The organism is Marinobacter maritimus, assembly GCF_007671675.1.
Lineage (GTDB): Bacteria > Pseudomonadota > Gammaproteobacteria > Pseudomonadales > Oleiphilaceae > Marinobacter > Marinobacter maritimus.
Map to the genome: position 1 here is coordinate 107109 of NZ_VCGW01000005.1, position 13054 is coordinate 120162.

The 13054-nt window shown below is 53.3% G+C and carries 9 protein-coding genes, 1 tRNA gene and 1 pseudogene; 5 read left to right on the forward strand and 6 right to left on the reverse strand.

Annotated elements, in window-relative coordinates; translation table 11 throughout:
* The first annotated feature begins 38 nt into the window (after positions 1-38).
* The 4 genes from FFI90_RS17030 to FFI90_RS17045 all read left to right on the forward strand — a co-directional run bounded on the left by FFI90_RS17030 (position 39) and on the right by FFI90_RS17045 (position 3585).
* The gene (locus FFI90_RS17030; protein WP_144779736.1) at positions 39-1013 is read left to right on the forward strand and encodes a YVTN family beta-propeller repeat protein; all 975 of its coding nucleotides are present in this window, start codon (positions 39-41) and stop codon (positions 1011-1013) included.
* Complete coding sequence (locus FFI90_RS17035) at positions 1010-1735, forward strand: ATP-binding cassette domain-containing protein (protein WP_144779738.1); 726 nt, start codon at positions 1010-1012, stop codon at positions 1733-1735. The genes FFI90_RS17030 and FFI90_RS17035 overlap by 4 nt, the downstream gene beginning before the upstream one ends.
* Entirely contained in the window at positions 1732-2535 is an 804-nt protein-coding gene (locus tag FFI90_RS17040) for an ABC transporter permease (RefSeq protein WP_144779740.1), read from the forward strand. The genes FFI90_RS17035 and FFI90_RS17040 overlap by 4 nt, the downstream gene beginning before the upstream one ends.
* A gap of 372 nt (positions 2536-2907) precedes the next feature.
* Complete coding sequence (locus FFI90_RS17045; protein ID WP_144779958.1) at positions 2908-3585, forward strand: response regulator transcription factor; 678 nt, start codon at positions 2908-2910, stop codon at positions 3583-3585.
* 43 nt (positions 3586-3628) lie between these two features.
* On the opposite strand, the pseudogene FFI90_RS17050 reads toward FFI90_RS17045, so the two are convergent.
* From FFI90_RS17050 to FFI90_RS17060, 3 genes and pseudogenes are all read right to left on the reverse strand, one after another.
* Positions 3629-5928, reverse strand: a pseudogene (locus FFI90_RS17050) (hybrid sensor histidine kinase/response regulator).
* Positions 5900-7063, reverse strand: a complete 1164-nt coding sequence (nosP, locus tag FFI90_RS17055; protein WP_425463114.1) for a nitric oxide-sensing protein NosP — start codon at positions 7061-7063, stop codon at positions 5900-5902. The pseudogene FFI90_RS17050 and the gene nosP overlap by 29 nt, the downstream one beginning before the upstream one ends.
* A gap of 242 nt (positions 7064-7305) precedes the next feature.
* Positions 7306-8406, reverse strand: a complete 1101-nt coding sequence (locus tag FFI90_RS17060; protein WP_144779744.1) for a porin — start codon at positions 8404-8406, stop codon at positions 7306-7308.
* Between the two features lie 373 nt (positions 8407-8779).
* Between FFI90_RS17060 and FFI90_RS17065 the strand changes: the two genes are divergently transcribed.
* Positions 8780-10897, forward strand: a complete 2118-nt coding sequence (locus FFI90_RS17065) for a NosR/NirI family protein (protein WP_144779746.1) — start codon at positions 8780-8782, stop codon at positions 10895-10897.
* A 124-nt stretch (positions 10898-11021) separates the two neighbouring features.
* Here FFI90_RS17065 and FFI90_RS17070 read toward each other — a convergent pair.
* The 3 genes from FFI90_RS17070 to lpxB all read right to left on the reverse strand — a co-directional run bounded on the left by FFI90_RS17070 (position 11022) and on the right by lpxB (position 13037).
* A tRNA-Met gene (locus tag FFI90_RS17070) sits at positions 11022-11098 on the reverse strand.
* 67 nt (positions 11099-11165) lie between these two features.
* Positions 11166-11855 (reverse strand): ribonuclease HII, encoded by a 690-nt coding sequence (gene rnhB / locus FFI90_RS17075; protein ID WP_144779748.1) that lies wholly within the window; start codon positions 11853-11855, stop codon positions 11166-11168.
* A complete protein-coding gene (lpxB, locus tag FFI90_RS17080) occupies positions 11856-13037 on the reverse strand; it encodes a lipid-A-disaccharide synthase (protein ID WP_144779750.1) in 1182 nt (393 codons plus the stop codon).
* Positions 13038-13054: the final 17 nt, after the last annotated feature.

Genomic DNA, 13054 nt, shown 5'->3' on the forward strand with positions numbered 1-13054 from the left:
CTTTGCGCTCGCCATCGAGAACAACAAGGAGCTCTCCAATGAAATCGCTATTCAGACAAACCGCTTTGGCTGCCTTGGTAGGGCTATCCGCGCCAGCTTTGGCAAGTTTGGCTTACGTATCCAATGAAAAAGACAACACCCTGTCTGTTATTGATACGGAATCACAGCAAGTTGTCGACACCATCGAGGTTGGCGCACGGCCACGCGGTATTTTGTTGTCAAAGGACTTCACCAAACTGTATATCTGCGCCAGCGACGATGACACTGTTCAAGTGCTGGATTTGGCCACCCGCAAGATTGTCGACACCCTGCCCTCCGGCGAAGATCCCGAGCAATTCGCATTGCATCCCAACAACAAGCATCTTTATATCGCCAATGAGGACGACGCTATTGTCACGGTGGTAGATGTTACCACCAAAGAGGTTCTGGCCCAGATCGACGTAGGCATCGAACCAGAAGGCATGGCGGTTAGCCCGGACGGAAAATGGGCGGTGAATACCTCAGAAACCACCAGCATGCTGCACTGGATTAACACCGAAACGTTTGAAATTGATAAAAACATAGTGATTGGCCAACGGCCACGCCATGTGGAATTCAGCAACGACAGTAAAGTTGCATGGGCCTCGGCAGAAATCGGCGGCACCGTGCATATTATTGACGTTGATAACCTCGAACAAATTCACGAAATGTCGTTCAAAGTGCCCGGTGTCAACCAAGACAGAGTTCAGCCTGTGGGTATCGAGTTAACCTCTGACGGAAAATACGCTTTTGTTGCGTTAGGCCCCTCCAATCACGTGGCTGTGGTCGACGCAAAAACCTACGAAATTCTGGATTACCTGCTGGTCGGAAGCCGCGTGTGGCAACTGGATCTGAATAAAGACGAAACTCAGCTCTACACCACCAACGGTGTGTCTGGGGATGTATCGGTTATTGATGTAGAAGCTCTGAAAGTCATCAAATCCATCAAGGTGGGCCGCTACCCTTGGGGCGTGGTCATCGATCCCAATTCATGACCCTGGAAGCCCGTAACATCAGCTTTCGCTATGGCAATAAGCCTGTGCTCAAGGAGGTCGATTTCACTCTGACCTCCGGAGGTTTCCATGCATTGCTAGGGCCTAATGGTGCTGGTAAGTCCACGCTGTTCGGGTTGCTTACCCGACTGCTGGCACTGCAACAGGGCGATATACTGCTTGCCGGGCAGTCTCTGAAAAAGCAGCCAGCTGATGCCATGCGCCAAATAGGTGTGGTGTTCCAACAGAACGCGCTGGACCTGGATCTCTCGGTTCGGCAAAACCTGATGTATCACGGCGCCCTTCATGGGCTTTCGCGCAGGGAGGCCCGCAGCCGCGGCGACCAGGAACTGCGGCGGTTCGGATTACTTGCCCGGGCGGGCGATGCGGTTCGGGAGCTCAACGGCGGTCACCGGCGGCGGGTAGAAATTGCACGCGCCCTGCTGCACCGTCCCTCACTGCTTTTGCTCGACGAGCCTACCGCCGGGCTGGATGTTACCAGCCGCAGGGCCCTTAACGATCATGTGCGCAGGCTCTGCAAAAAAGATGGCCTGACGGTCCTCTGGGCCACTCACTTGATTGATGAAGTACACCAGCAAGACCGGGTGCTCATTCTGCACCAGGGCCAGCTACTGGCAGACGAGAAAGGCCTCGAAATTTACTCTGCCGACGGCAGCAAGAGCCTTGCGGAGACATTTGAATCACTGACGGGAAGCGCGCCATGACACCTGCTCAGTACTGGCATTGTTTTATCGGCATCCAGTTCCGTGAATGGCTGCGCTTTTGGCAACAACGCACCCGGTTTGCCAGTGCGCTGGTCCGCCCACTGCTCTGGCTGGTCGTGTTTGCCGCCGGTTTTCGCGCGGTCCTTGGCATTTCCATTATTCCGCCCTATCAAACGTACATTACCTACGAGACCTACATTGCACCCGGGCTGTGCGGCATGATCATCCTGTTTAACAGCATGCAAGGCGCGCTCTCTATGGTCTATGACCGGGAACTTGGGAGTATGCGGGTACTCTTGATGAGCCCCTTGCCTCGCCCCTTTCTGCTGATCAGCAAATTATTGGCGATGGGCGTGGTATCGGTTGGCCAGGTCTATGTTTTCCTCATGTTGGCTTTGTTCGTCGATGTAGAGCCACCACTCTGGGGCTATCTGGCCGTACTCCCAGCGTTGATTCTGACGAGCCTGATGCTTGGTGCAATGGGTCTGTTAATTGCCATGTGGATCAAGCAGCTGGAGAACTTTGCCGGGGTGATGAACTTTGTCATTTTCCCGATGTTCTTTATGTCCTCCGCGCTGTACCCACTCTGGAAAATGAATGAGGCAAGCCCCTGGCTGTATTGGGTATGCCAGTTCAATCCCTTTACCCACGCGATAGAAGCGATTCGGTTTTCGCTGTATCTGGAGTGGAATCCTTTGGCCTGGGGAGTGATTACCGGGGTTACGTTGGTTCTGGTTATTTTGGCCACCGCCGGCTTCCGGCCACAAAGAACTAAAATACTAAGTAGCAAACCGGCCTGACCGGCCCGGCCAGCGCGACCAATCCAAAACACTGAGCGAAAATGAGGAAAGCGACCGCGGCAAGTCCAGACATACCCGACTTTCGATGTGGTAGATTTATTCCTACACAATACGAACCCCGGTGACGGGCAAGCATAGTACTTTGGTGGCTGTTTTTTGGTGCGATGGTCGCATTCAACTAAGGGCCGGGGTGGCGTGTAATGGAAGTATCACAATAATAACCCGGAGCTTAGCGCCGTTTTGCCGAGCTAACGACCTTCTGAACTGGGGGCTGCCGTGCTTAACCAACTCAATGCCGTATTGTGTTCCGAAACCCACTCTCACGATTCGGGGAAAGTTCCCGATACTGAAAATAGACAGGTAGATACCACCATGGAGCCTGCATTCAAGATTTTGATTGCCGACGACCACCCGCTTTTTCGGGAAGCCATCGGTAACGTCATCGCTTCGGGCTTTGAAGGTAGTGAAATCATTGAAACCGACGATCTCGACAGCGCGCTTAAGGTCGCCCAGGAAAATGATGATCTGGACCTGATCCTACTGGACCTGAATATGCCAGGAATGCACGGCCTGAATGGCCTGATCACCTTGCGCAACGAAGCGCCAACCATTCCCGTAGTGATTGTCTCGGCAGAAGAGGAAAAACAGGTGGTGCTGCAAGCCATTACATACGGCGCAGTGGGTTTTATTACCAAATCATCGCCGCGCGCTCAGATGACAGAAGCTATTCAGCAAATCCTCAACGGCAATGTGTACCTGCCCTCGGATATTATCCGCTCTGGCAAAGAGGCCGCCAGCCGGCGCAGACGTAACGATGAAAACCCCATTTCTCCTGAGCTGCTCAATTCCCTGACCCGGCGCCAATTACTGGTACTGGAGCGGATGTCCAAAGGAGAGTCGAACAAGCAAATTGCCTACAACCTCAATATTGCTGAGACCACCGTCAAGGCGCACGTATCGGCCATTTTGCGCAAACTCAGCGTGCACAACCGAGTACAGGCCATCTTGTCCGCCAGTGATGTGGATTTTAGCGAATACCTGAAGCGTTAATGCTCGGGCCGGTTCATAAGCACACGGCGGGGGGCGAGGCTACTTAACGCGGCTCCCGTCGTTGCAGACTAATCAAATGACTGAGGGTACTTCTGAGCTTCAGCGGCTTGACCGGTTTGTTCATCAACACATAACCGAGATCTCGAATGTGCTGTTTGAGCTCATTGGTGTAGTTCGCAGTAATCATTACCACTGGGGCCGGATGACGACGACGCCCATTAATGCTGGCAACAATATCCGCTCCAGTCTCATCGTTATCGAGATGATAGTCAGCAAGGATCAGATCCACCGGGCTTCCAACCGGGTCTAGCTGGCGCTCCAAATCCGCCAGCGACGTGGCACCCGTTACCCGACAATCCCAGCCTTCCAACAGGGTTTTCATACCTGCACAAATTGCGTGATCGTTATCAATCACCCAAACCCTTGCGCCGCCCAGGCCCTGATCCGCCATCGCGTTATGAACCCCCTTGCCGGCAGCACTTAAGCGTTTGGGCTGAAGTCGGCCCATGGGTACGCGTACACTAAACACCGACCCCCTCCCTTCCGCCGACGACACTGAAACGTCGTGGCCCAGCATGCGTGCAATTTTATCCACGATGGCAAGGCCAAGACCCAGACCTTTGTCAGGACGCGAGCCCTCAGGTCGGATGCGTTTGAATTCCTGAAAAATTTCGTTCAGTTTGTCCTGAGGAATACCCGGCCCGGTGTCCCAGACCTGAAGCAGTATGTGATCTTTCTGGCGCCGGCACCCCAACAAAATCCGGCCACTGCCAGTATAGCGAATGGCGTTGGTTAAAAAGTTGCGCAGAATCCGCGCCAATAGCTGCGAGTCCGATTCCACAATCGCCGAAGACGCCACAAAATCGAGTCTTAGGCCTTCCGCAACAGCCATTTGCTGGCATTCGCGGGCGATGTTATTGAGAAGATCACGCAAATCAAACGCGGTCACATCTGGCTTAATCACACCGGCGTCCAGTTTGGAAATGTCCACCAGGGTGCCCAGCAGACTCTCCACGTCATCCAGCGAAGCGCTGACCGAACGCACCTGGCTTTCGGCTTTCGGGCCAAACGATTGCTCTAACAGGGCACTGGTGAACAGCCTGGCAGCATTCAGGGGTTGCAGCAGATCATGGCTGACAGCAGCCAGGAATTTTGTTTTCGACAGGTTTGCCTGCTCGGCTTCCAATTTTGCCTCTTGCAAGCGCGCCTCTGCAGAAGCGCGCTCGCTGATTTCCTGACGCAGCTGGCTGTTGGCCTCTCCGTCAGCGCCGAGGTGCGCTCTTTGATCCGGTGTTCAAGATCGTCATAAGCCTGCTCCAGCGCCAAGGCCGTTTTGCGGCGCTCGGTAATGTCACGAATGAGCACGAAAAACCCGACCACATCACCGCACTCATCGAAATTGGGCACATAGGAACGCAACATGAAGCGCACCTGCCCCTGGTCGCCAGTTTCTTCGAACTCGAAGTTCACACTATGGCCAGCCAACACTTCCAGCATCTGTGGCAGCAGCCGCTCATACAGTTCCACCGAGTGCAGCTGATCAAGCCGCATACCCAAGGGCGACTCGCCGTTGCGGCCATACCAGGCCTCGTAAACCTGATTGCAAAACTGAATACTCAAATCTGCGCCAACGTAGGCAATTAACGCCGGAACATGGTCAGTGACCACTCGAATCCAGTGCTCACTTTCTTCAAGTGCCTTGATGCGACGGGCCATTTCGCTGTTTTTTACGTCGGTTATATCCGAATACAACACCACCAACCCACCCTCACGGGTGGGTCGTTCAGTCATTTGCACCCAACGATCATTGGAAAGCAGAAACACGACACCTTCTGAATCGGGCTCGCGGTGTTCTTCCACAATCAAACCCGACGCAAACGCCAGTTCCCGCACACTCTCAATAGTGGTACCTGGGGTTGGCATCGCAACACCGGCATGGCGCCAATAACTGCGAAAGCGGCTATTGCTTTGCACCAGTTGGTGGCGATGGTCAAACAGCACAAATCCATCGGCAATACTCTCGATGGCATCACTCAAGCGCTGGCGGGTTGTTTCCGCCTCTTCACGAGCTCGGTTCAGTGCCTTATTGCTACCACGAAGCTCCTCCATTGCCTGATTAAGTGCTTCTGTGCGCTCGCGCACCTGTTCCGCCAGCACGACCGAATGCTCAAACGCCGCGTAGGGTGCAGGTTTGTCTGCCATCCCGGATTCCACCCGCACGATTAACGCGTCGCGGATTTTACGCAGCCGCTCATTATCGGCTTCAAGCGTAGCGATGCGCTCACGCAGAGTCGCATCCGGGTGCAACTGGGAGTTAGAGGGAACGGGAATCAGGCTGGCCAATAACCACCCCCGTGAACGTTTGATTAATATGCATTCCGTTGAACTGCTCACCGTAGGTGTTAAAACCCACTACCTTGTGATGACGTAGAAACTCAGACACCGCCTCGACTTCACCGGTTAGCTCGGCCTCCAGGCGGCGTAAAAAGCAATCACAACCAATGGTAATCAACGGCGGCCCAACCATGCTTTCCGAGATTTCGAGCTGCTCCCGCACACTGTCCAACAGAGATTCGGGCGCCATGGCTGTCATGACAATGCCCGTCTCCACCGCGCAATAAAACGTCAGGCTTTTGTCCGGATTGACACACTGAATCGAACGTACAAAATAATGGCCGCCGACTTTTACACCCAATGGCTGCAGTGCAAAAACGGTGCGGTCCAGTTTATCGACTGTTACGCCCACGGCACGAGCATAAGCCTCAGCGGCCGGCTCTGCGTTCAATTCATAAACCGTTCGGCTGTCAGAACAGGCGCGTGTAACAACCAGCTTCTCGTGGCCTTCAGTCATGTGATGGCTGGAAAACACGCGAAAGTCCAGGGGGGTGTTAACCAACAGAACCATGGCCGCACCGGCGTGGAAACGGCCGTCGTAAAATACATGCGTGTTTGCAAGACGTTCATCATCACCCGCTGAACCGCCAAATTGCGGAATGCTGCCAAGTGCCGCGTTCAGCGTTGCAAGCACCAGCTCTTCACGGCTGGACAGCCCATCCAGCAAGGTGATGGCAAAGGTATTACCTTTGATGGGCGCAATTCGGGCGTTACGACAATTCGTCAGCAGGCCGTCAATGACATTTTGCGCATCCTGCAGGGAGAAGCGATCTATTTCCCGGATCAATGCGCAGTCAATTGAGAAAAAACGGCTGTCAAAACCAATCGCCGTGATACATCCACGATCATAGCCGCGCGTGGTAATTTCACCCGCCGATGTACAGCCCGACAGGCGCACATCCGGGAATACCTGGGCGAGAGCCGGGCCCAGCCCATCAAGATCATATTCTGCTGAACAGAAGAACAGAACACACCCAAGATCTGGGTGATTAAGCTGACTGGCAAGATCATTCGCAGCCAGAAACGGCTCGCGAATGCAGGTGCTGGCAACACGGACAGCAGACATTGTCGTTACTGGCGGCATCGGGGCTACTTCCGCAGAAAAAGAAGGTCTCCATAATTCTACGGACTCCACCGGCTTCGCCAATGAGACTTCAGTGCTTTTTATGGGTGCGCCGAAATGATCGTAAGCCATTGATCAGACTACTCCATTGGCAAAATCAAACGCCTGCCTGCATGCAACCACCAAAAAACCAGCACTTTAGTTCTAGATCCTTGTGCCGCGAGCGATAGAGCGCCAACTCTACCGCCCGCACAATACGATGACTAGAACGTGACAATGGCCCCAAGCGCGATGGTGTTGATGTCAGAGTTGGTGGTGCCTGTTGTGCGATTTTCGCCCTCAAACATGTTGTACTCGGCAACCAGCTTAAAGTTGCTGTTCACATCATGAAAGAAGCCCAAAGTCGTGCTTTCCGTTTCAAGGTTCAGAATTTCAGCGTCAGTCTCACCATACGACAAGACTACGCGGTTGGGGCCGAAGGTGTAGGATCCCTGAACCAGAAAACCATCGGCGTCATCTTCAGTGACTGCACCGTTGGTAATCAGTACCGGGTTATCACCCTTCGAGGTAAAACCCGATGCTGCTAGCGTCAATCCAGCCAACGAGGCTTTAACACCATAGCCGACACCACTACTGTCAACCTCAATGCCGCCATTTTCGGCTGATTGGTACCGGCCATTGAGCCAACCGGTCAGCCCTAACCCGTTCATATCGGTGCTATAGGTTATCTCCGTCTCAAACCGCGGAGCAGAATTCTCATCATTTGTACCAGTAACCGTGTCTGCCGGATCAAGAACACCAACAGCAACATTTAAGCCGGACATTTCCGGAGCACGATAAGTTATCTGGGCTGATGGAGTCGGGTACGGATATCCAGCACCGATGTTACCGAAAGACACACCACCAGCCGCGCCCGGAGAACCAAAACCCATCAGAATTTCATCAAGGAAAATGTTGGAGCGCGCGTAAAGACCAAAATCTTTACCGATCAAAACTTGGCCAAAGCTACCGTCTACGGTGGCGTAAAACTGGCGCACGTCAATAGAAGTGTCAGTTGGCGAGTCCAGACTGTCGTTGATCGATGTCCAGAATGATGAGCGACCTCCCAGAGTCAGATCACCCATGGCTTTGCTGAAGTTAAACCCTATGGTATTGGGCAAAAAGCCCATCTTGATGCGGGAGTCACGGGTGTCGCTCACATCATCGTCGCGATTTACATAAAATGCGTTGAAATAGCCATCGACGGAAAACGTTGTGCCGTCTTCGTTATACAATTCGACCGCCGCATTTGCCCCTGCACTGGCACCCATCACAGCCGCCATTGCGATGGACAGCCCTGACTTTCTGATTTTGTTGTTGTTCATAATTCCCCCAGTATGTTCGTTATTCCGAATCAGGCGACCGTTAGTAAATGCCGCAAGCGACAGTTGTTGCCTGAACTTTATAATCGGCTAACAAGAAAACCTGAGGTATCGGCCGAGGGAGCCGGTTTTATGCTTATTTGGGAGGGAGTAGTAATAGCACTTTTGGACTAAGACATTCATTTGTCTGAATTTGCGATAACAATCGAGATCAGGTGTTACAGATGGCCAAGCGCCAGCACAAATTACTGCCTCTGATGATAAATACACAAAATCAACCATAAAGTAGCAGGCGGCTGGCTCTGAGGTCGTATTGAGTCAAAACACAAACTCAATAGCATGAAAGGAACTACCCGAAAAATACCAGGAGTAACTCATGGTCGGGCGCATAGTGCTCTTTTTCCTGTATTTGTTTGTTTGTAATTCGGTAGCCCAGGCTGAGCTTTCTGAACAGAAAAAAGCGCTGATCCAGGAACTGTTTCCGTCGGCGACAGTTATCGATGAAAAGTTGGAAGACTTCCCGGTTTACCCCGTTTACCAGCTTCAGGAATTACTGGGCTACGCCTATGAGTCCATTGATCTGAGCAGGCTTCAGGGATTCGCTGGCAAACCCATCAGCATGCTGGTCGGTATGGACATCCGAGGCCGTTTTACCGGGGTAAAAGTGCTAAACCACCACGAACCGGTGTTTTTACACGGCTTGGGCGAAGAGCCATTATTCGACTTTGTCGATCAATACGAGGGACGGTCGTTGCGCGAACAGATCGTCATTAACACTTCCAATACCGGTAGCCAAGGGCGAACAGCTGACGGAAATTCGGTGTATTTTGACGGTGTCAGCAAAGCCACCGTTTCGGTTCTGATCATCAACGACACCGTGCTTTCATCTGCCTTAAAGGTGGCTCGCAACAAACTTTCCGGTTTCGCGCAAGCTGCGCCAACGCGAGCAAAACCAGACTTCTTTGAACCACTAATGTGGCAACAACTGCTTGATCGTGGCTACATTGGCCAGTGGCGCCTGAGCCGCGAGGAGATCGAGTCTGAACTCGGCCGACCCTTGGCAGATTATCCTCAGGATTTTGAAGGCTCCAGCAGCGAACCATTCACCGAGCTGTTCTTCACTTACATCAACTCCCCGATGGTGGGTCGCAACCTGCTGGGAGAGCGTGGCTACCAAGCGTTTATGGAGCGGCTGGAGCCAGGCGCGCAGGTGATGCTTGTGATGTCGCAGGGAGCCTTTCCTCACGTCTCTGAGAGCTTTGTACCCGGCACCAATCCACAGCGTCTGAGCCTGAACCAGAACGGGCTGGCTGTTGAAATGCGGGATTTGAACCTGTCAGGCCAAGGCCTGGATTTGCAGGCGGCGGGTATGCCCGACCTGGCCGCCCACCATTTTTTTCGCACGGGCGGAAGCGCAGGTTTTAATCCAGGTGCCGATGCGACGTTAAATTTCCACATCGAACTTTTCCGCAACCATTTGGTGCAAGACAGTGCCGTTATCGAAGTGCCTGTTCGATTCAACCCGGATTTATTTGAAGCAGTGGAACCAGCAGCGTCGCTTCAGGATCAGCGCGAGCCTGTATGGATTGGCCTTTGGAAGCAGCGTTGGTGGCAGATCGCGATTTTACTAGCTGCGTTGACTGTGTTGACCGTATTTTTTGCCCGCCAGAAAACGTTGAGTCGGCACCCAACACTGGTTCATCGGTTTCGTTGGGGGTTTCTGATTTTCACCCTGTTCTTTATCGGCTTTTTCGCTCAGGGTCAGTTATCAGTGGTCAATATATATACGATTTTTCTTGCGCTCTCAGATGGATTCTCACTTAACGTCTTCCTGCTCGACCCCATTATTTTCATTTTATGGCTGTACACATTTATCAGCCTGTTCGTTTGGGGGCGCGGTCTGTTCTGTGGCTGGCTGTGCCCGTTCGGTGCACTTCAAGAGATGACGGCCTGGCTGGGGGAAAAGTTTGGCCTGCGCCAGATCAAAGTACCCGAGTATTGGCACCGTCGCCTGATTCTTATCAAGTATCCTATTCTGATCGGCTTGGTGGGTACGGCTTTCTATTCGCTCGCGTTGGCGGAAAAGCTGGTGGAAGTGGAGCCCTTCAAAACCAGCATCACCCTGTATTTTGTGCGCCACTGGCCATTCGTGGTGTACGCCGTTGGGCTGCTGGTTGTCGGTATGTTTATCCACAAATTCTATTGTCGCTACCTCTGCCCATTAGGCGCCGGATTGGCCGTTATCGGTCGCCTGAGGCTATTCAGCTGGCTGGATCGAGTGGAGTTGTGCGGCACCCCCTGCCAGCATTGCAAAAATGCCTGCGGTATTAACGCGATTCGTAAGGATGGCCGGATTGATTATGATGAATGCATACAATGCCTGGAGTGCGTAGTCATACTCAACGACGATCAACAGTGCGTAGACAAGCGCGTGCAGAATAAGAAGTATCGGCGCCAAGCCAACATACTGGCCACCGATGCTGGTCACTCCTGACAGGTTTCAACCGAGCAACAACAAAGTTAATCGAATATTAAATAACTGGCTTGGTGCAAAAAAGAGCTTCGAGGCTAGAAACGAAAAAAGGCAAATCAGTAAGCTACTGATTTGCCTTTTAATATGGTAGCGGGGGCAGGATTCGAACCTACGACCTTCGGGTTATGAGCCCGACGAGCTACCAGACTGCTCCACCCCGCATCAAACTGGTTGTTACCGGGTTACCCCGATCAACGTGCGCGTATATTAAGGACTTACGAGAGCTTTGTCAATTGCTGTTTTCAAAGAGATCTGCGGGGTAATGAAGTTCATCTACCACTGATGCCATCGGCTCCTCGAAGAAACCAACCTGATCCATCGCTTCCTGAACCGGCCGGAACGACTTCCGATGCTCTGGCGTTACGCCCAAACGAAACAAGGCTTCCATATGCACGGGCGTAGGGTACCCTTTATGTTGGGCGAGACCGTAACCCGGATACTTCCGTTCCATCACTTCCATTTCCCGGTCACGGGTTACTTTGGCCAGTATGGATGCGGCACTGATCGCTTCTACCCGGCTATCTCCCTTGACCACCGGCTCCGAGGGCCAATGCCACTTCGGACATTTGTTTCCATCCACCAGCACGTATTCAGGTGCAATACCAAGACCGGCAACCGCTCGCTCCATGGCAATCATTGTGGCCTGATAAATATTGATCTGATCAATCTCATGGGCCTCGCAGCGGCCTAAACACCAGGCGGTAGCGTGCTCGATGATCTCGTCGTACAGAGCATTACGCTTTTTCTCCGTTAGTTTTTTGGAGTCCGCGAGCCCTGCAATGGGTCGATCGGGGTTGAGAATCACCGCTGCGGTCACTACCGCGCCAATGAGTGGTCCACGCCCTACCTCATCAACGCCGGCCAGTAGCCGACCCTGATAGGCGCATTCGAATGGAGGTAATGCGGGAGAGCGGGCCATTCAGTGAGTCCTCTCCTCAATAAGCCTGGAGATTGCATTGGCCGCCTTCTCGTCGGCGTCCTGTTTCAAGGTGAGGTGCAGGTCTGTAAAGGCTTCCACCAGCCGATCGCGTTCCTGCTGGTTTTCCAGGCGCTCCAGCACCGCGGAGCCAAGTGATTCCGGGGTCGCGTCGTCCTGCAAAAGCTCGGGGACCAGAGGTTGCCTGGCCAACAGGTTTGGTAATGACACATGAGGTACTTTCACCAGGCGGGAGATCAGCGTGTAGCTCAAGTTGCTCAACCGGTAACCCACTACCATGGGCTTCTTCAACAACATGGCTTCAAGAGTCGCGGTCCCGGAGGCCAGCAATACAACGTCTGAAGCGGCCATCACTTCACGGGAACGGCCTCTCACTATGGTGACGTGCAGCTTTACATCGAGAGCTTCAATAAGATCGCGAACCTGCTTTTCGCGCTCACGGTTCACACAGGGGATGACCAATTGTACATCCGGTCGCTTGGCCTGTATCCAGCGCGCCGTTTCCAGAAACAGAGTACCCAGGCGTTCAACTTCACCGGCTCTGCTTCCCGGCAGTATCGCCAGTAACGGTACCTTCTCATCAAGCCCCAATTCCTGGCGAGCTTTACCCGTTTCAGGGACCAGAGGAATTCGGTCTGCGAGGGGGTGGCCTACAAATGCCACAGGCACCTGATGCTCTTCATAAAACCTGGCCTCAAATGGCAGGAGGGTGAGCATCAAATCAACGGATTTGGCGATTTTGAAGATTCGCTTCTGGCGCCACGCCCATACGGAGGGGCTCACATAATGCACCGACGGGATACCCGCTTCACGGCAGCGCCGCTCGATGGCAAGGGTAAAATCCGGTGAGTCAATTCCGATGACCACATTCGGTGGTGTGGCAAATAAATAGCTCAGCAATCGGGACCGAATGCTGAAAAGCTCCCGTATGCGACCAAGAACTTCCACCAGCCCCATAATGGAAAGGCGTTCCATGGGAACCAGAGAGTGGAAACCTTCGGCGATCATCTCATCGCCCCCGATTCCGACGAATCGGGCGTTCGGGTAGCGAGTGCGAAGTGATCGAATCAGACCGGCGCCGAGGATGTCTCCCGACGCCTCACCTGCAACTATTGCGAAGGTCATTCTGCGATCACTGACGACCGCAGCAAGGGGGTGACACATCAAACAGGGCTCCTGCC

What these genes read in the sequence shown, in the direction of transcription:
- FFI90_RS17040 (WP_144779740.1), top strand. Translation starts at nt 1,732, where the DNA reads ATGACACCTGCTCAGTACTGGCATTGTTTTATCGGCATCCAGTTCCGT.
- rnhB (WP_144779748.1), bottom strand. Translation starts at nt 11,855, where the DNA reads ATGGCCCGCTCTCCCGCATTACCTCCATTCGAATGCGCCTATCAGGGT.
- nosP (WP_425463114.1), bottom strand. Translation starts at nt 7,063, where the DNA reads ATGCCGCCAGTAACGACAATGTCTGCTGTCCGTGTTGCCAGCACCTGC.
- FFI90_RS17030 (WP_144779736.1), top strand. Translation starts at nt 39, where the DNA reads ATGAAATCGCTATTCAGACAAACCGCTTTGGCTGCCTTGGTAGGGCTA.
- FFI90_RS17060 (WP_144779744.1), bottom strand. Translation starts at nt 8,406, where the DNA reads ATGAACAACAACAAAATCAGAAAGTCAGGGCTGTCCATCGCAATGGCG.
- FFI90_RS17045 (WP_144779958.1), top strand. Translation starts at nt 2,908, where the DNA reads ATGGAGCCTGCATTCAAGATTTTGATTGCCGACGACCACCCGCTTTTT.
- FFI90_RS17065 (WP_144779746.1), top strand. Translation starts at nt 8,780, where the DNA reads ATGGTCGGGCGCATAGTGCTCTTTTTCCTGTATTTGTTTGTTTGTAAT.
- lpxB (WP_144779750.1), bottom strand. Translation starts at nt 13,037, where the DNA reads ATGTGTCACCCCCTTGCTGCGGTCGTCAGTGATCGCAGAATGACCTTC.
- FFI90_RS17035 (WP_144779738.1), top strand. Translation starts at nt 1,010, where the DNA reads ATGACCCTGGAAGCCCGTAACATCAGCTTTCGCTATGGCAATAAGCCT.